This is a genomic window from Bacillus kexueae (assembly GCF_022809095.1).
Taxonomy (GTDB): domain Bacteria; phylum Bacillota; class Bacilli; order Bacillales; family Aeribacillaceae; genus Bacillus_BZ; species Bacillus_BZ kexueae.
This window is the reverse complement of record NZ_JALAZE010000001.1, coordinates 47456-66477: the sequence shown is the minus strand read 5'-3', so window position 1 is coordinate 66477 and position 19022 is coordinate 47456. Positions and strand designations below refer to the sequence as shown.

Annotated in this window: 20 protein-coding genes; 17 read left to right on the top strand and 3 right to left on the bottom strand. The window is 38.1% G+C overall.

Annotated elements, in window-relative coordinates; genetic code table 11:
* The first annotated feature begins 274 nt into the window (after positions 1 to 274).
* Positions 275 to 1726, top strand: a complete 1452-nt coding sequence (locus tag ML543_RS00365; RefSeq protein WP_243385146.1) for a SulP family inorganic anion transporter — start codon at positions 275 to 277, stop codon at positions 1724 to 1726.
* A 50-nt stretch (positions 1727 to 1776) separates the two neighbouring features.
* Here the strand turns inward: ML543_RS00365 and ML543_RS00360 are convergent, their stop codons facing one another.
* Together ML543_RS00360 and ML543_RS00355 are read right to left on the bottom strand one after the other, a co-directional pair.
* Complete coding sequence (locus ML543_RS00360) at positions 1777 to 2202, bottom strand: universal stress protein (RefSeq protein ID WP_243385145.1); 426 nt, start codon at positions 2200 to 2202, stop codon at positions 1777 to 1779.
* 12 nt (positions 2203 to 2214) lie between these two features.
* Positions 2215 to 2370 carry a hypothetical protein gene (locus ML543_RS00355; RefSeq protein ID WP_243385144.1) on the bottom strand — a complete coding sequence of 52 codons (156 nt, stop codon included), beginning with the start codon at positions 2368 to 2370 and terminating at the stop codon, positions 2215 to 2217.
* Between the two features lie 305 nt (positions 2371 to 2675).
* On the opposite strand from ML543_RS00355, the gene ML543_RS00350 reads away from it, so the two are divergent.
* The 14 genes from ML543_RS00350 to ML543_RS00285 all read left to right on the top strand — a co-directional run bounded on the left by ML543_RS00350 (position 2676) and on the right by ML543_RS00285 (position 17961).
* Positions 2676 to 3614: a magnesium transporter CorA family protein gene (locus ML543_RS00350; protein WP_243385143.1), complete on the top strand. Its 939-nt coding sequence runs from the start codon at positions 2676 to 2678 to the stop codon at positions 3612 to 3614.
* A 600-nt stretch (positions 3615 to 4214) separates the two neighbouring features.
* Positions 4215 to 4385, top strand: coding sequence for a YjcZ family sporulation protein (locus tag ML543_RS00345; protein WP_472924416.1), 171 nt, complete (start codon positions 4215 to 4217; stop codon positions 4383 to 4385).
* 402 nt (positions 4386 to 4787) lie between these two features.
* The gene (locus ML543_RS00340; RefSeq protein ID WP_243385142.1) at positions 4788 to 6248 is read left to right on the top strand and encodes an NAD(P)/FAD-dependent oxidoreductase; all 1461 of its coding nucleotides are present in this window, start codon (positions 4788 to 4790) and stop codon (positions 6246 to 6248) included.
* A gap of 579 nt (positions 6249 to 6827) precedes the next feature.
* Positions 6828 to 7835 carry a biotin synthase BioB gene (bioB, locus tag ML543_RS00335; RefSeq protein WP_243385141.1) on the top strand — a complete coding sequence of 336 codons (1008 nt, stop codon included), beginning with the start codon at positions 6828 to 6830 and terminating at the stop codon, positions 7833 to 7835.
* 296 nt (positions 7836 to 8131) lie between these two features.
* Positions 8132 to 9487, top strand: a complete 1356-nt coding sequence (locus ML543_RS00330) for an aspartate aminotransferase family protein (RefSeq protein ID WP_243385889.1) — start codon at positions 8132 to 8134, stop codon at positions 9485 to 9487.
* Positions 9488 to 9494: 7 nt separating this feature from the next.
* Positions 9495 to 10193, top strand: coding sequence for a CoA transferase subunit A (locus tag ML543_RS00325; RefSeq protein WP_472924418.1), 699 nt, complete (start codon positions 9495 to 9497; stop codon positions 10191 to 10193).
* Positions 10172 to 10843 carry a 3-oxoacid CoA-transferase subunit B gene (locus tag ML543_RS00320; RefSeq protein WP_243385139.1) on the top strand — a complete coding sequence of 224 codons (672 nt, stop codon included), beginning with the start codon at positions 10172 to 10174 and terminating at the stop codon, positions 10841 to 10843. Before ML543_RS00325 ends, ML543_RS00320 begins: the two co-directional genes overlap by 22 nt.
* 13 nt (positions 10844 to 10856) lie before the next feature.
* A complete protein-coding gene (locus ML543_RS00315; RefSeq protein WP_243385138.1) occupies positions 10857 to 12119 on the top strand; it encodes a peptidase in 1263 nt (420 codons plus the stop codon).
* A gap of 7 nt (positions 12120 to 12126) precedes the next feature.
* On the top strand, positions 12127 to 12981 hold the full coding sequence (gene ablB / locus ML543_RS00310; protein ID WP_243385137.1) for a putative beta-lysine N-acetyltransferase: 855 nt from the start codon (positions 12127 to 12129) through the stop codon (positions 12979 to 12981).
* A 330-nt stretch (positions 12982 to 13311) separates the two neighbouring features.
* Positions 13312 to 14703, top strand: coding sequence for a sigma-54 interaction domain-containing protein (locus tag ML543_RS00305; RefSeq protein WP_243385136.1), 1392 nt, complete (start codon positions 13312 to 13314; stop codon positions 14701 to 14703).
* A gap of 120 nt (positions 14704 to 14823) precedes the next feature.
* Positions 14824 to 16236 carry a lysine 2,3-aminomutase gene (gene kamA / locus ML543_RS00300; protein WP_243385135.1) on the top strand — a complete coding sequence of 471 codons (1413 nt, stop codon included), beginning with the start codon at positions 14824 to 14826 and terminating at the stop codon, positions 16234 to 16236.
* Positions 16236 to 16514: a YokU family protein gene (locus ML543_RS00295; RefSeq protein ID WP_243385134.1), complete on the top strand. Its 279-nt coding sequence runs from the start codon at positions 16236 to 16238 to the stop codon at positions 16512 to 16514. The genes kamA and ML543_RS00295 overlap by 1 nt, the downstream gene beginning before the upstream one ends.
* An 87-nt stretch (positions 16515 to 16601) precedes the next feature.
* Positions 16602 to 16823 carry a YozE family protein gene (locus tag ML543_RS00290; protein ID WP_243385133.1) on the top strand — a complete coding sequence of 74 codons (222 nt, stop codon included), beginning with the start codon at positions 16602 to 16604 and terminating at the stop codon, positions 16821 to 16823.
* 460 nt (positions 16824 to 17283) lie between these two features.
* Positions 17284 to 17961, top strand: coding sequence for a hypothetical protein (locus tag ML543_RS00285; RefSeq protein WP_243385132.1), 678 nt, complete (start codon positions 17284 to 17286; stop codon positions 17959 to 17961).
* On the opposite strand, the gene ML543_RS00280 is transcribed toward ML543_RS00285, so the two are convergent.
* On the bottom strand, positions 17938 to 18138 hold the full coding sequence (locus tag ML543_RS00280) for a hypothetical protein (RefSeq protein WP_243385131.1): 201 nt from the start codon (positions 18136 to 18138) through the stop codon (positions 17938 to 17940). The genes ML543_RS00285 and ML543_RS00280 overlap by 24 nt on opposite strands.
* Positions 18139 to 18263: 125 nt before the next feature.
* On the opposite strand from ML543_RS00280, the gene ML543_RS00275 reads away from it, so the two are divergent.
* Together ML543_RS00275 and ML543_RS00270 are read left to right on the top strand one after the other, a co-directional pair.
* Positions 18264 to 18443, top strand: coding sequence for a YozD family protein (locus ML543_RS00275; RefSeq protein WP_243385129.1), 180 nt, complete (start codon positions 18264 to 18266; stop codon positions 18441 to 18443).
* 391 nt (positions 18444 to 18834) lie between these two features.
* Positions 18835 to 19014: a hypothetical protein gene (locus tag ML543_RS00270; RefSeq protein ID WP_243385128.1), complete on the top strand. Its 180-nt coding sequence runs from the start codon at positions 18835 to 18837 to the stop codon at positions 19012 to 19014.
* Positions 19015 to 19022: the final 8 nt, after the last annotated feature.

The following is a 19022-nucleotide window of genomic DNA, read 5'->3' as shown; positions in this document are numbered from 1 at the left end:
ATTGGTCGGACACCACCTTTCGCGAATTTAAATCCTCGTATTTTAAAGAGTGTCTAGAAGCTACCTTTGGAACACTCTCTTTTTCGTGTTTACCTTGTCAAATGGGATTCAACTTGGTCGGTCTCCCTAATTTTACTAGTATTGGAATGAGAATCTCATGTCTAAAAGAAAAAATCGTATGTTTGCGTTTTCATAGGGTTTCAGAATCGACTTTTTTCTGTTATGATGGATAGCGTTGTACTGACCGGAAAAACAATTTGAAAAGAGGTGGCATATGAACACTGTATTTAAAAAGGAAGAATGGTTTTCTAACATTCGACCAGATATTTTAGCAGGGATTACGGTTGCTCTTGCGTTAATTCCTGAAGCTATTGCCTTTGCCATTATTGCAGGGGTTGATCCAATGGTTGGTCTTTATGCCTCATTTACGATGGCGGTTGTGATTGCCTTTAGTGGTGGTAGGCCAGCGATGATTTCAGCTGCAACCGGAGCGATGGCATTATTAATGGTTACGCTTGTGAAAGAACACGGCGTTGAATATTTGTTTGCTGCAACTGTTTTAACCGGAATTATTCAAATATTAATGGGTGTATTTAAGTTAGGACGTTTTATAACGTTTTTACCACAGTCTGTCATTATCGGATTTGTGAATGCATTAGCCATTTTAATCTTTTTAGCTCAATTACCTCATTTTGCTAATGCGGGCGTAGTCATGTATGTAATGGTAGCAGCAACACTTTTAATTATTTATACATTGCCGCGCTTTACTAAGGCGATTCCTTCTGCACTTGCAGCCATTATCATTATGACGATTATTTCGGTCTTTTTCGGGCTTGATGTGAAAACAGTTGGAGATATGGGGGAAATTACACGATCATTACCTTCTTTCCACCTACCACAAGTGGAATTATCTCTTGAAACGTTGCAAATTATCTTGCCCTATGCGATAACGTTAGCCATTGTCGGTCAGTTAGAGTCTTTGCTAACAGCTACAATCGTAGATGAAATGACAGATACAAAAAGTGATAAAAATAAGGAAATGAAAGGCCAAGGTATGGCCAATATTGTCACAGGATTTTTCGGAGGTATGGCAGGTTGTGCCATGATTGGACAATCAGTCATTAACGTAAAATCAGGTGGTAGAGGACGTTTATCAACGTTCACAGCAGGGGTATTCCTATTATTTTTAATTATTGTATTAGGGGATATCGTGAAACAAATTCCGATGGGGGCACTCGTTGGGGTTATGTTCATGGTTTCAATTGGAACATTCGATTGGCAGTCGATAAAGGACTTTGGCCGAATTCCTGTGTCAGACTCATTCATTATGGTGATGACAGTGTCAATCGTCGTTTACACGCACGATTTATCAAAAGGTGTTATTGCCGGAGTTATTGCAAGCGCACTTGTATTTGGTTGGAGAGTAGCGAAAATTAAAGCTTCCACGATGGTGGAAGGAAATAAAAAGTATTATACCATTTCAGGGCAAATGTTCTTTGGAACAGTATCACACTTTGTTGATCAATTCTCATTTGCTGAAGACCCTGACCATATCGTGATTGACTTTTCACATTCACATGTTTGGGATCATTCTGCGGTTACCGGAATTTCGAAAGTGATTTTAAAGTATCAACAGCTAGGAAAAACGGTTGAAATCCGTGGACTGAATGAAGAAAGTCAGCGATTAGTTGACAAAATCGGCCTAACAAGCCATTCATCGCATTAATTTTTTTCTAAGACTAGTAGATTTTTATGCTACTAGTCTTATTTCATTTTCTATTTCACAACTAGTATCGGAATATTACTATCGTGAACCAATTTATGACTTACACTTCCGAGAAAAACTTCACTGATTGTTGATAACCCTCTTGAACCAACGATAACCATTAGAGGCTTAATGGCGTTTGCGTAAGAAAGAATTTCCTCGGCAGGGTTCCCTATCGCCACTTCTAAATGATACGGGATATGGGACTGCTCAAGGATAGAGAGAAGTGGACGCAACGCTTGAACGGCTCTTTGATGCAATAACTCAGATATATCAAATGAATAGTGCTCCATCTCGCTTAACGAAGGAGATTTTGCGAATACATGTAGGATGTGAAGTTTTGCTTCCTTTAGTTGTTCATGTAATTCAATCGCTTTTTTAACAGCGTGAATGGAATGTTCAGACGAATCGATGGCAAGCAATAATTGTGCTTCCAACTAAGACACCACCTAATGACTATGTCGTTTACTCATTATTATCGCACAAAGGTCACTAAATCGTGTTCGTTTTTTCTCTAGTTGTCGTAAAGGTGTCAAATTTTTCTTTTTCTTCGGTTCATATAACTGATGAAGAGCTTTTCGACGGTATTGAGATTCAAACATCATCAATCATCCCACCTTCAAAGAAAGCGTTTACATAAATTATACCTTAAATTTTTGTGGTTGTAAAAATATTTAGAAAATAATGATTGAGAGAAATTCCCTATACAACGAATACGTTTATTAGTATGATATATCAAGGAAAATGAACAAAAGGAGTGTGAGATCGTTTATGAATAGCAGTTTAACTGCAGAACCGGAACCGATACGAAGTAGGATGGGCAGTTTGGGCAAACATCAGAAACTGCTGTTCGTAAGCGGTGAAGTGGTTTATGATGTGTAACTAACTGCCTCATAGAAGGAGGTATGTTATGTTAAATATTTATATGAGCCAAGTAAACGGCGAATTAAATGAAATTGAAGAAATTGAAAACGGGTGCTGGGTTCATTTGGAGTCACCTACTGAAGAAGAAATTTTATATGTAGCAAACAAGCTCCACGTTCCCATTGATTTTTTTAAAGATGCGCTAGATGATGAAGAGCGCTCTCGTATTGAAAAAGAAGGAGACAATTGCTTAATCATCGTTGATATTCCCATCGTCTCAACCGACGATGTGGGTGCTACTATTTATGATACGATTCCGATAGGAATGATTGTAACGAATACGTGTTTTATCACGGTCTGTTTACAAGGTAATCCTATTTTTGAACATTTCGCCCGTAATAAAGTGAAAGGGTTCTTTACATATATGAAAACTCGTTTTGCGTTTCAAATTCTCTATTTGATTTCGAGCTACTATTTACGATATTTAAAGCAAATTAATCGCAAGACAAGTGCCATTGAGAAAGAACTGCATCAATCAATGAAAAATAAAGAATTGTTTTCACTACTTAGTCTTGAAAAAAGTTTAGTTTACTTCACCACTTCCTTAAAAGCGAACAATATTGTCATGGAGCGACTTCTTCGCTTGAATTATTTAAAAATGTACGATGAAGACCAAGACTTACTTCAGGATGTTATTATTGAAAACAAACAGGCGATTGAGATGACGGAAGTTTATAGTAGCATTTTAAGTGGAATGATGGACGCATTTGCATCTGTTATTTCTAATAACGTAAACATCGTTATGAAGTTTTTAACAGCAATCACGATAGTTATAGCCATTCCGACACTTGTTGCAAGCTTTTACGGAATGAATGTGCCATTACCGTTTCAAAATCATCCATTTGGTTTTTGGATTCCAATTTCGTTGTCATTTATACTTTCTTTTATTACCGCATTTATCTTTTGGAAAAAGCGGTACTTTTAAACGAACGATTTTTCACTACGTTGCTCTAACTTTTTTCGCCAAAGATATGTATATATTTAATGGAAGCCGAATTCCCAAAATGATAGTGGGCTTTCAGGCGTAGCGATCTTGACAAGTCCCGAGTTATCGAAACGAAGTATGTTATAGGAGGCTCTTGTGTTGCCATAAACATTGTCCTTTTTCATTGAATTCATAACATTTCGCTTCAGACACTTGCTTTCCGCGACGAGGATGTTGAGACTCCATGGCATGTGCCTGTGGGGTCTCGGCCTTTCCTTTACATCCCGCAGGAGTTAAGTCGCTTCATTACACAGTGCAAATATGCTAGATAATGTACGAAAACAACGATCCAATAATGTAAAACGTTTTAGGTACTTTAAATAGGACTAAAGCGTTTTTTTGTTTTATGAAGGGGGATTTTTCTGATATATAGGCTACTCATGACACTTTTTCTCAACAAAGCAAAACAGTTCATTCTTGTGGCTAATTTCTGCGAAAAGTTAAAAATCTTTTCGAACTAGGCGAATGCACATACGATACAAGCTTATACCTACATAAGGTAAGAATGTAATCACAAAAGTTGAGTGAGGAGTGAAGAACGTGAATTACAGTCATCAAGAAAGTCCTTATTACGGACAATATATGCCTCAAGATATGGGATGCTGTGGGTACGGTTATCCGAATTACGGCGGTGTAGGTGGAAGTTTTGTTTTAATCGTCGTATTGTTTATCTTGCTTATTATCGTTGGATCTGCTTACGTAAAATATTAACCAAAACGAATGTCCGTCTTCACTGTAGAAGGCGGGCTTTTTTATTGTTACAGAAAGTTTAAGTTCAATAAAGTGTTAAAGTATTCTCTTTGCAGTTTTTTTGTGTCTAGCGCAAAGCGCAATTAGCTCGGGTCGCTTCGGCCCTGCTGTGGCGACGGAAGCCTCCTCGCAGGTCCTCCAGCGCCCTTCGCCTAAGGACTAGCGCTTTGCGCTTTTCTTATTAGGTTTTGGTTGCGGTCAAAAAAAAGTTTTGGAAAAAGTTCACATACATAAGGGTCTGTTGCAAAACCGAACATAATATAAGATTGGTATAAAAATGTTCGTAAATTAGTTGACGAACCATCTGTTTCTTGTTATATTTACCAATGGGTTTGCGAAAAAGCATACGTTAGGGGGATTTGTGTGAAGAAACATTATGATGTAATCGTAGTAGGAGCAGGACCTGCTGGGATTTTTGCATCTTATGAATTGACTCGAAAATTAAGCGGGGGAAATGTACTTTTAATTGACAAGGGACATGACATATATAAACGAAATTGTCCGATCTTACAGAAAAAAATTGAAAAATGCCCACCTCCAGCGGGTAGGAAAAGTTTTGCAGGTTGCCTTCCAGCTTGTTCAATTACGAATGGTTTCGGAGGAGCGGGTGCTTATTCGGATGGAAAGTTTAATATTACAAGCGAATTTGGTGGATGGATGACGGATTACTTATCCGATAGCCAAGTTGTTGAATTAATTCGCTATGTCGATTCTATTAATCTAGAGCATGGTGCCACCACAAGCATCACCGATCCATTAACCGAAGAAGTAAAGGCGATTGAACGAAAAGCGTATGCTGCTGGATTAAAATTATTACGTGCCCAAGTTAGACATTTAGGAACAGAACAAAACCTTGAAATCTTAAAAAATATATATGAATACTTACGTACGAAAATAGACATGCAATTCAAAGCGGAAGTAAAGGATGTCTTAACGAATAAAGTGGATGAAGAATTGATTATAGAGGGAATCGAACTAGCAAACGGCGAACGTATATATGCTAATCATGTTATCGTTGCCCCCGGGCGTGACGGTTCGACATGGCTCACATCCATCTTAAAGAAACGTAAAATTCGCATGATTAATAATCAAGTAGATGTTGGCGTTCGTGTTGAAACATCCAACCTTGTAATGGAAGAAATCAATCATCATCTGTACGAGGGGAAATTTATATATAATACGTCTGTCGGAACAACCGTCCGAACGTTTTGTAGTAATCCATCAGGTCATGTCGTGGTGGAAAATCATTCGGGAACGATGCTTGCAAATGGGCATGCGTACAAAGACCCGAACCTAGGTAGTTCAAATACGAACTTTGCTTTACTCGTGTCTCATAAGTTTTCTGAGCCTTTCGATCAACCGAATGAGTATGCTCACGAAGTATCAAGTTTAGCGAATAAACTATCCAATGGCGGTATCATCGTTCAGAAATTTGGTGATATTTTGAAAGGAAGACGTTCAACTGAAAAGCGAATAAAAGAAGGATTTTTAGAACCAACGTTAAAAGAGGCAGTCCCTGGTGACTTAGGTCTTGTTCTTCCTTACAACACAATGAAAAGCTTGATTGAGATGACAGAAGCCTTGGATAAGGTAACGCCTGGATTAGCGTCAGAACATACTTTATTTTACGGCGTGGAAGCGAAATTTTATTCAGCACGTCCAAAGCTTTCCAACACATTTGAAACGGAAATTAAAGGACTGTATGCTGCAGGGGATGGGGCTGGAATTACTCGTGGTTTAGCACAAGCTGGTGCATGTGGAGTATGGATTGCAAGAGACATTGTTAAAAGGAAATTAAATGTAAAAGAGAAGTTGACTGTATAAATAAAAGGATATATAGGAAAGCGCTTGGAATATTCCAAGCGTTTTTTAGTTGTTACAGAAAGTTTAAGTTCAATAAAGTGTTAAAGTATTCTCTTTACTGTTTTTTTTGGTGTCTAGCGCAAAGCGCAATCAGCTAGGGTAGCTTCGGCCCTGCTGTGGCGACGGAAGCATCCTCGCAGGTCCTAAAGCGCCCTTCGCCTAAGGACTTGCGCTTTGCGTTTTTCTTATTAAGCTCTTTTATAAAAGCTGGTGCTTTCAGTACGAACTGAATACAAGTTCAAGTGATTTTCAAACTGTTAACTCTTGCAGAATGTAGAGGGGAGGAAGAGGCAGAAGAGACGCGTGCTGGGGAGGTATGTAGAAAAATGGAGGCGAAACAAGACAGGTCTCTCCGCTTAAAGTAAGTGTCTGAAATGTTATGTATTGAAATTAAAAATGGTTGTAAGGCAGCAAAGTATTCGAAAACAACCAATTGAAAAAATATCAATTAAAATATGTCAACTTAAAATAAAAATATGTTGACATAAAGTCATCCTCTTTTTACCATTAATGTGAAAGGTACATAAGGGGAGTGAAAAAATGGGAGTAAAATGGGTTGAGCTTGCAAATAAAGTGATAGAAGGGTACGAAGTATCGAGAGATGAAGCGCTAGAAATAATTCAATCAAGTGACGATGACTTATTATTGCTTTTACACGGAGCGTATCAAATTCGAAAAGCTTATTACGGTCGTGATGTGAAATTAAATATGATTATGAATACGAAATCGGGGCTCTGTCCAGAAGATTGTGGTTATTGCTCACAATCTTCCATCTCTTCTGCACCGATCCCAAAATACAAAATGCTAGATAAAAATAGCATTATAGAAGGGGCTAAGCGTGCTGCTGAATTAAACGTGGGGACATATTGTATTGTTGCAAGTGGACGGGGACCTAGTGATAAAGAAGTTGATCATGTAGTCGACGCCGTAAGAGAGATTAAGCACGAATACGGGTTGAAAGTTTGTGCTTGTTTGGGAATTTTAAAAGAGGGTCAAGCAGAGAAATTAAAAGAAGCGGGAGTGGATCGATACAACCATAACGTAAATACTTCTCGAAAACATCACGAAAACATTACAACTACTCACACATATGACGACCGAATTCATACGATTGAAAAAGTAAAACGAGTAGGAATTTCACCGTGTTCGGGTGTCATTGTGGGAATGAAGGAGTCAAGAGAAGATGTTGTCGATATGGCATTTAGCTTGAAGGAATTAGATGCAGACTCAATTCCTGTTAACTTTCTACATGCTATCGACGGTACTCCATTACAAGGAACGAAAGAATTAGATCCCCGCTATTGCTTAAAGGTACTAGCGCTATTTCGATTTGTAAATCCGTCGAAAGAGATTCGAATTTCAGGTGGTCGAGAAGTTAATCTTCGTTCTTTACAGCCATTAGGATTATATGCGGCAAATTCCATATTTGTAGGAGATTATTTAACGACAGAAGGTCAGGAAAGCACGAAAGACCATGAAATGTTAAAAGATTTAGGGTTTACAATAGATTTTTCTAAAAAAGAATCGGTGATGAATGAATCTGTTTAAAAGGAGGAGGCTGAGTCAAGAGGTCATGAAAAATGACTTTTTGAGGCTCACGCCTCTTTATTTGTTTATAACTTTACTCATTTCGAATATCTCATAGGAAAAACCGTCGTTTCGCACCAGTTATCCCTTCATGATTATTATCTTTTCATGACCAAGAAGAATCAATATTTACAAAAACATCCAAATAGAAAAATAGTCATACATCTACTCGGATACGGATGTATGAACAAAAGGGTTTTGCAATAGTTATATAGAAAAGGTACGTAATAGATTGGTGGAAAAAGAGGGTGGATAAAATGACGCATTCCCACTTAATAAAGCCTTTATTAAATGTAGATTATCCAATCGTTTCATATGGTCGTGGAATTTACTTATACGACGTGGAAGGAAAGCAATACTTAGATGGCTCCTCAGGTGCTGTAACGTGTATCATTGGCCATGGAGTTAAAGAAATAATCGATACAATGAAAAAGCAAGCAGAAAAAGTCTCATTTGTTTATCGCTCTCAGTTTACGAATGAACCGGCAGAAAAGCTTGCTGAAAAACTAAATGATTGGACCAATGGCCATTTTCCCTGGACATTTTTTGTCAACAGTGGATCTGAGGCAACCGAAACAGCGATGAAAATAGCTATTCAATATTGGCAAGAAGTCGGAAAACCGACAAAAACTCATGTAATTTCCCGATTTATGAGCTATCACGGGATAACAATGGGTTCCCTTTCATTATCAGGACATACCGAACGAAGATTTCGTTTCGCCCCACTCTTAGAAGCAAATCCTGCTGTATCTCCTCCATACTGCTATCGATGTCCTTTTGATAAACAATACCCCGATTGTCAGTACATGTGCGCGACAGAACTAGAACGAGTCGTTAAACGAATTGGAAAAGACCATATAGCGGCTTTTATCGCTGAACCCATTGTTGGCGCGGCAGGTGGTGTCATTATTCCGCCGAAAGGTTATTACCAAAAGATTCGAGAAATTTGCGATCGTCATGAAATCTTATTCATTGCCGACGAAGTAATGACTGGAATTGGACGGACGGGAAAACGTTTTGCTCTTGAGCATTGGCTTGTTCAGCCGGATATTATTGCTACTGGAAAAGGGTTAGGAGCAGGTTACACGCCAATCGCAGCAACACTCGTAAACGCGAAAGTGATGTTTCCAATTATAACGGGAAGTGGTTTCATTATGAGTGGTCACACATATAGTGCCAATCCACAATCAACAGCGATTGCACTCTCAGTTTTAGAATACATTGAAAAACATGAGCTTCTCTCAAATGTTAAGAAAGTCGGGCCAACTCTTGAAAAAGGACTTTATAACCTAAAAAACAAGCATACAATGATTGGTGATGTTAGGGGAATCGGATTGTTTTACGGTATCGAATTTGTGTCCGATTCTTTATATAAAATTCCTTTTCGAAAAGAATTAAATTTGACCTCCTTAATTGTAAAACGTGCACAAGAAAAGGGACTCCTCATTTATCCTTCACAGACGGGAATTGAGGGAGATTGTGGAGATGCCATCATTATTTCTCCACCACTTACCATCAATGAAAAAGAGATTGACCAATTGTTGGAGCGGTTAGACGATACGTTATCAGATATCGAACGAGAACTACAAATTGTCGAAATCATTCCGTCCTAAAGGAGGAATCGCGATGTCATTTGGTAAAGTTGTTCAAAAAGAAATCGTAAAAGAATGGGTTAAACCACACTCGACTGTGATGATTGGAGGCTTTGGAGGAGTTGGTAATCCACCGACTTTACTGGACGAGATATTGTCCAATCAAATTGGACCACTAACGGTCATTTGTAATGACACAGCTTTTCCTGATATTGGTGTTGGAAAGTTAGTGTGTCAACGATTAATTCGAAAAATTATTACGTCTCACATTGGGTCAAATCCAGTAGCAGGTCAAATGATGGAGTCTGGGGAGCTTGAAGTTGAATTTTCACCACAAGGAACGCTTGCTGAAAGGATTCGTGCCCAAGGAGTAGGCCTAGGTGGAATCTTAGTAGATATTGGAGTCAATAACGAAATTGTTCAAAAGGAAAAACAAGTCATAGACCTAAACGGTAAGAATTTTTTACTCGAAACACCTCTAGAAGCAGATGTTGCCCTCATTTTAGCTAAAAAGGCAGATCCATTTGGAAATCTCACTTTTGAAAAGACAGCACGGAATATGAACCCTATGATGGCGATGGCGGCAAAAACAACCATCGTCGAAGTAGAAGAACTTGTTGAAATGGGTGAACTAAATCCAGAAGAAATTATCATACCCGGTGTATTTGTAGATTATATCGTGCAAAGTGAGGGGGTAGATTGGAAGTGGGCATGGGAAACGAAATAAGGAACCGGATGGCTAAACGAGCAGCGAAGGAAATACAACATGGCATGATTGTAAATCTAGGGATTGGAATACCTTCTCTTATCCCGAACTACATCCCAAAGGATCGCCACGTCATGATTCATGCTGAAAATGGATTGTTAGGTATCGGACCATACCCTAAAAGTGGGGAGGAAGATGCGTACCTTTGTGATGCGGCAGGAATTCCTGTAACGATACAAGACGGAGGCTCTTATTTTGATAGTAGCATGGCATTTGCCATCATTCGAAGAGGAAAAATAGATCTTTCTATTATTGGATCGTTGCAAGTGAGTGAGCAAGGTGATCTAGCCAATTGGATTGTTCCGGGAAAACGCGTGCCTGGAATAGGTGGAGCGATGGATTTGGCACAAAAAGCGAGAAAATTAATTGTTGTTATGAATTTTGCCAATAAAAATGGTGAAAGCAAAATTGTTCCGAAATGCACGTTACCATTAACTGCTGAAAAATGCGTTGACATGATCATTACAGAGAGAGCGGTGTTTGAACGAAAGGAAAATCGACTCGTTTTGACGGAAGTTTTCTATCCATATTCAATTTCTGAAATTGTCAACGCGCTTCTTCCAATCAATTTAGCCGTATCTGAAAAGGTAAAATTGGTTCACATCGAGTAAAAGGGGGATTTACATGGAAAAAGATCGGATCTATCAATGGATTGACGAAAATGAAAAAAGAATTGTTTCTTTTTTGCGAAAGACGGTCCAAGAAAAAAGTGTTTATCAAGAAGAAGCGAGTGCACAAGCTGTTGTGTTAGAGAAGTGTCGTGAACTTGGACTTGTTATTGATCTTTGGGAGCCAGATATTCAAGAACTGAAAGCCCACCCCGAATTTGTTTCTACAAGAACGTCATTTAAAGAAAGTCCAAATTTAGTGGCTGTGATGAAGGGGAGTGGTGGTGGGAAATCGATTATTTTAAACGGTCATATTGATGTTGTACCTGAAGGGGAATTAAAACAGTGGGAGCAAGATCCATACTTAGGTTATGTCCTTGATGGAAAATTATATGGTCGAGGGGCTACTGATATGAAGGGTGGAAATGTTGCCTTATTATTTGCAATGGAAGCGTTAAAGGCGAATCAAGTAAAACTTAAAGGAGATGTCATTTTTCAAAGCGTTGTAGATGAGGAATGTGGTGGAGCCGGTACATTGGCCGCCACTTTAAAAGGATACAAGGCTGATGCAGCACTTATTCCGGAGCCGACGGACATGAAAATATTTGTAAAACAACAAGGTTCCATGTGGTTCCGTCTTTCCATAAAGGGGCGTTCGGCACATGGAGGTACACGTTATGAAGGTGTTAGTGCTATTGAAAAAGCGATGGCAGTCCTTTCACATATCCACCAATTAGAAAAAGTAAGAAATGAACGAATCAATGATCCACTGTATAAAGACGTGCCGATTCCAGTCCCTATTAATATCGGGAAAATACAAGGGGGAAATTGGCCTTCATCTGTTCCGGATATTGTTTTTCTAGAAGGAAGAATTGGTATTGCGCCGAATGAGAAAAAAGAAGACGTTCAACGAGAGTTTGAACAATTCTTGAAGAACATCAAGGAAAAAGACGATTGGTTTTACAAAAATCCCGTTCATATTGAATGGTTTGGAGCGAGATGGTTACCAAATGAGCTTTCCATGGATCATCCATTCTTCCAAGCGTTAAAACGTTCTTTTATTGACGTATTAGAACAAAATCCAATTGTAGAAGCATCACCGTGGGGAACAGACGGTGGGATTCTTTCCCATATTGGCAATATTCCAACGATTGTTTTTGGACCGGGTCAAACCGAGCTTGCCCACTACCCAAATGAATCAATCGACATTGAAAAAGTAGTCAAAACGACAAAGATTATTACTAGTTTGTTAATGGATTGGTGTGAATGTGAAAGGTAGGGAAAATATGAAACAAACATATCAAAAGATGAAAACGTTTCAATCTCAAGATTACGAATCAAAAGTATTAATTGATCATTATAATGAACGGTGTCGGATCGATGACTATCGTGGGAATGTCGAGCGTCTTGTTTCCGACGTATTAACGTATTTGGACGGTTTTAAAATAACCAAACTTATTGTGAAGGCTAGAAAAAAAGACATACCTGTCTTATTGCAGCATTTTTTTCGGATAGAGAGTATCATTGATAATTATTTTAATGGAGATGACATGTATTTCATGTGCCGATATTTAGATGATTCACGGAAGCAAACAGACAAAGAAATAGACCAAGATGAGATGATTGCATCGATTTATGCGAAACAAAAAGTGAACCGAACAAAAAATAATGAACCCTCTATTACTTTTCGGAAAGCGGACATGAATGACGCAAAAGAATTAAGCCGATTGTACCAACATACGTTCTCGGTGTATCCGACACCTCTATTTGATCCGGCTTACATTGTCAAGACGATGAAAAATGGAACGATTTATTATATAGCTGAGCACAATAGGCAAATCATTAGCGCTGCGTCTGCTGAAATAAACAGGACGTATTTTAACGCTGAGATTACGGATTGTGCAACTGAACCATCATTTCGAAAACATAAATTAATGAACAACATTATCCGTTTACTGGAAGAAGAATTGCGGAATGAACGGATTTTTTGTGCATATTCGATTGCGCGAGCAGAATCATTTGGCATGAACGCTGTTCTCCATCAATTAAACTATCAATACCGCGGTAGACTCGTAAACAACTGTTACATCGGAAAGTCAATCGAAAATATGAATGTATGGTGCAAAAATTTAAGTATTTAAACAATCGGTTCATAGGCAAATAAGAAACAGAGTAAATGTTGATTTATAAGGAGCTTCTCTGATAGGTTGTTGGTTTTGGTAATACAATGACAAACGGAGACCGTTTTACGTGGGGATGGTCTGACTCGTTATGACACTTAGAGTCTAGCGTACTGGCGATAAGTTGATATTTGTTCGTAGTATTCGGACTATCTTTTCAATCAGTTGAGAAGAGGCTCCTTTGTACGACGCTATAGAGACGCTGCCCTTTTCCTACAAGTCATTAAACATATTACGACCAAAAAGCAACAATGCATATAAAAACAGCCATATTCTAAAGGGGTTTTATTTATGAAACAAATCGTCAAATCTGAGAAACTATTTTTTGAAATTTTGGATACGATTGATGAAGGAATTCATGCTGTTGATGCGAATGGAAATACAATCTTTTATAACCGTATAGCTGAAATGCACGATGGAATGAAGCGTGAGGAAGTAATTCATCGTCATATTCTTCAAGTATTTCCTTCGCTTACAGAGGAAACGAGTACATTATTGAAGGTGATTGAAACGAAAAAACCGATTTACCAAATGCCTCAAACATATGTCAATGTAAAGGGGGAGAAGATAGAAACGGTCAACACGACGCTACCTATAATGGTGGATGACGAATTAATTGGTGCTGTCGAAATAGCAAAAGATTATACCACCTTAAAGTCACTATCTGAAAAACTAGTGGACCTTCAAAGAAAACAATTATCAACGAAAGCAACGTTGGAACAAACAAAGTTCCATTTCGAAGATATATTAACTGAAGATGAGATATTAACTCAACTTAAGAAAAAGGCTAAAAAAGTGGCGAAGTCAGATGCATCGGTTCTCGTTTATGGGGAAACAGGTGTGGGAAAAGAGTTGTTTGTTCAATCCATTCATGCAGAATCAAATCGTGAACATAGCCCCTTTATCGCTCAAAATTGCGCAGCTCTTCCGGAATCTCTCCTTGAAAGTATTTTATTTGGTACGACGAAAGGAAGCTATACCGGTGCGGTCGATCGGCCGGGTTTGTTTGAACTAGCTAATGGAGGTACACTTTTTTTAGATGAACTTCAATCGATGCCATTATCATTACAGGCTAAACTTTTGCGCGTCATAGAAGATGGTCACGTAAGAAGAATCGGAGCAAACCGGTCATTAAAAGTTGATGTCAGAATCGTTGTAGCGATGAATAAAGACCCATTTACCGCTGTTGGGGAAGGGAGTTTACGGGAGGATTTGTTTTATCGCCTTAACGTCTTTTCATTTCATATTCCTCCGTTGCGTGATCGAAAAAAGGATATCCCGCTACTGTGTCACTATTTCATCGAAAAGTTTAATTCTAAATTAAACAAAGAGGTACAGGTGCTTTCTGAAGAGGTCATCAAACGATTAACCGAACATCAATGGCCGGGTAACATACGGGAGTTAAAACATGTTATTGAATTTGCTATGACGATGGTTGATGATTCAGTCATTACCATTCATCACTTACCAGACTATTTACGGCATACTGAGAAAGAAAAAAATAAAAAGCCACTATCCTTACGACAAGAACTCGAACGATATGAAATTGAAATGATTCAAGAGGCCCTTCGTATATACGAAGGGAATGTACAGAAAGCAGCAAAGTATTTAAAGATTCCTCGCCAGACGCTCCAGTATAAGATGAAACGATATGAACTAAGTGCCAAAAATTTGTCAGAGTAATAGGGGGATTGCTAATTTTTCGGCACAATCAACATTCTTTTTCCTTAAAAACAGAGTGTCACCGGATGGCATGCTTTTTGCATTATATATAAAAAAAGTGTGCCAGGGGGATGAAAAAAGATGAAAATGGATTTATATGAGCCAAAAAGGCATTGGAAAGACATTGAACTTTGGAAAGATGTAACGGAAGAACAGTGGAATGATTGGATTTGGCAATTAACGAATACGATTCGAACGCTTGATGATTTAAAAAAAGTCATTAATTTAACGCCTGAAGAGGAAGAAGGAGTCAAAATTTCCACGAAAACCATTCCGCTAAATATAACACCGTATTACGCCTCGTTAATGGATCCGGATGACCCACGGTGTCCAATTCGAATGCAGTCTGTGCCAGTTGGTAAAGAAATTCACAAAACGAAATACGACTTAGAAGACCCGTTACACGAAGATGAAGATTCACCTGTTCCAGGTCTTACTCACCGATACCCAGACCGAGTATTATTTCTTGTTACAAACCAATGCTCGATGTATTGTCGTTATTGTACGCGGAGGAGGTTTTCGGGACAGATAGGAATGGGGGTTCCGAAAAAGCAACTAGACAGAGCCATCGAATATATTAGACAAACGGAAGAAGTCCGTGATGTATTAATTTCAGGTGGAGATGGGCTATTAATTAATGACCAGATTTTAGAATACATTTTGAAAAGTTTAAGAGAGATTGATCACGTTGAAATTATTCGAATTGGCACTCGAGCACCAGTTGTGTTTCCACAACGAATCACTGAGAACTTGTGCTCAATATTAAAGAAATATCATCCAGTTTGGTTAAATACACATTTTAATACGTCAATAGAAATTACGGAAGAATCAAAAAAAGCGTGTGAAATGCTGGCGGATGCAGGTGTACCTTTAGGAAATCAAGCGGTAATATTGGCCGGAATTAATGACAGCGTACCGATTATGAAAAAGCTAATGCATGACCTCGTTAAAATTCGTGTACGCCCTTACTATATTTATCAATGTGATTTATCAGAAGGGATTGGTCACTTCCGCGCACCTATTTCAAAAGGTTTAGAGATAATTGAAGGCCTTCGAGGACATACGTCAGGTTACGCCGTTCCAACCTTTGTTGTCGATGCACCTGGTGGTGGAGGAAAAATTGCCGTACAACCGAATTACATTATTTCTCAAAGTTCTGAGAAAGTGGTACTACGGAACTTTGAGGGGGTTATTACTTCTTATCCAGAACCAGAGCAATACCAACCTGGAACCGCGGATGAATATTTCAAGAAAATCTATCCAAATGTCGAGTCTAAACGTTCAAATGTCGGAATTAGTGCACTATATGAAGAAACGAAGTTTAACTTAGTTCCGGAAGGATTAAATCGATTTAATCGGAGAAAAGATTATCAAACCAATCCAACTCATGAAACATTAAAAAACAAACGAGATAAAAGAGATGAGTTAAAAGAGAAGAAGTATCAAGCACAAATGAAAAAGATGGAGAAAAATGAAAGTGAGGATGTTTCTTAATGAGGTGTGAATGGTGTGAAGAGGAAGCGGTGAAGGAGGATATCAATACCGTTTATTGGGAATTACCAGATGGAACGAGGGCTATTGAAATAACAGCTACACCATGCTTTACGTGCATGAACTGCGGAATTCAATACCAATCTGATGAAACGATTAAAGAAATTGAAGACCAACTTTTTCTAATCGACCGAACTCAGTTATCAAAATCGGTATCCTATCAACAGCTCATGCAAATGGAGCGCTTATTAAAACGAAATTATTTTGACTTTACGCAATGATGATGCTTTTCATCTGTCGTTCTTCTCGCTATAATGGGAAACTATAAAGGATTCGAATCATGATTGAGCGGAACGAAGGTGAAAAAGTTGAAGTCATTTTATCATTTTTTAATGAAATATCGGCACCCAAAACCGAAGGATGAGATTAGTCAATTTGCAAACGATGCATATGAAGATCACAGTTTTCCAAAGATGTCTATGAACTATGAAGAATTAAGTTCCTATCTAGAGTTAAACGGAGAGTATTTACCCTCCATGTCTGTGTTTGATCACGCATGGGAACTTTATCTTGCAGAACAAGAAAAATAAGAAAGGCTGTTTTCGTATAGAATTTTGCTTTTTCAGTCATATTTTAGATGAATTTTTACCATTGCGCTATGGACACTTGCTTTCCGCGGGGAGGAAGTAGATCCCCCTCGGCATGCGCCTGTGGGGTCTCTCCCTTTCTTCTGCATTCGCGAGTCAAGTCAGCGTAAAAACGATTCTTAAAACTGTATTTAATACACAATGAAAGCAACATTTTTTAAGAAAAGAGTCATAGGGAAAAGCCAAAGGTGGGAAGTTCCATTCTTTGGCTTTTTCCTTTGTGTGGATGAACAATATTGAACAGGGGATTTTTCTTCATTGGGAGGATTATGAACTTGAGTGAGGAGTTGTCCTTGTGTAATTAGGTGAATCATTTTTCCTTTTTCGTTGTCTACCTATCTCATGTAAAGGTTTTTTGCATATAATGTGTTAACCGTAAGTTCACGACAAAGGGGAGATGGGTATGGGTAGAAAAAAGCAGCCGAAATACAGTGTTGGAGACATTGTCGTGATGACAATTTACGGTACAGTCGGAACCGTAACAAATATTCATCGTATGAATGAAGACTATTTATATGAAGTAAATCATAGCGACATATTATATTTTGAAGCGACGCTTGTACCTTTATCAGAATACGAAGGAAATGTGTATGAATCTGAAATTATCGAAATCGAATACGATTTTGGAATAGGTGATCTCGTCCAAGTGAGTGGATATGGTCAAGATATGTTTAAAATCATCGGCGTTCGGACAGAATTATGGCGGTACAAAGAGGACGCATGGGAAGAAGTCCGATATGAATTAGTCCGCGTTCGTGATGGTGAGTGGATGGAAGTATCCGAAGAGGAAATAACCATAATATTACGTCAGCATGATGCGGAAAAATATATTTACCATGTCCATTTAAATCATTTAATGAATGATGAAGAATCGAAGGAACAACCAGTGGTAGCGTATTTGCCTCAACCCGAGCAAGAATTGTCATCGAAAACATTTACTTATACTGAAAAACAATTTATAGATTCTTTATTAGATATTTACAATGATTATCATTTGTTGTATCAGTGGTTTGGAAACGATGAATATAAAGAAATTATGGATTTTATTTTAGGGCATTTACGCAAATACACGAATGATTAAATACAAGAAATATGGGATACAAAAAAATACAATGCCTTTCCATAAATACAAGTTGACTTTTTCCATAAATGAGTCAACTATTTCACTGTCGAGTATTTGAATTATAGACGATTCACCTTTCTCATCTCGATATATTTCTTCAGTCCGTACAGGCATTGCTTGTTTTCTCCAATTCATCTCTTTTCCTCCTCTAAACTGCTTGTCCATTTATCTCCATTCTATGAAGGGAAAAAAACGATTATGCATTCATAGACATACAAAAGAAAAAAGAAACATAAAACAATATCAAAGGGGGCGATCGCTTGAGGGAAATTGAATTAGTGATTGATACGGAGGAGCTAGCTGAATTTTTTTACCAAGAGTTAGTTAATCGAGGGTTCCTACCATCAGAAGATGAAGTGTATGAGCTAGCTGATATTGCGTTTGATTTTCTAATTGAAAAATGTGTTATCGAAGAAGAATTGGATGTGGATGAAAATTAATGCGTTAAGAAATAGGAGAAAGGGATTAATACCCTTTAAATAAAGCAGATGAAGAGTTTCTCACTTGTTCTCTTCATCTGTTTTTTGTTCTGGTTCGCTTCTAAAGGATTGTTGCTTCATACATTGTGGAGAATTCTTTTTACCCTTTGTATGATATCGGTGAGATGCAGAGGGATGGACAAGATTCCACAGGCACATGCCGAGCAGACTTGTAGAAAAGTGAAGGCGACTGCCCAGAAATCATTTATACGAAAAACAGATTGTTGGATGTTTGAACAATGTTATAAAATCTTAAAAGACTATGTCCGTATATAATTCAATTAAAAGTTAGTGAAACCTTTTGTTATGACGTCCGTATAAAAGGTGAGACATTTAAAAGGAGAGGGTTCATTTGATTAAAAAACTACTGAAATCGATTGTGAAACAAAAGCTTTATAGTCACCATTATAAAAAATATCATTCAAGTAGTTATGATCCTTATCGCTCCCGCCATCCGAAACATTATGGTCATCATTTTTATAAACGAAAGCATAAATCAAGCGGATTTTTCTCAAGCTTTTATTCAAGTTAATGATGATT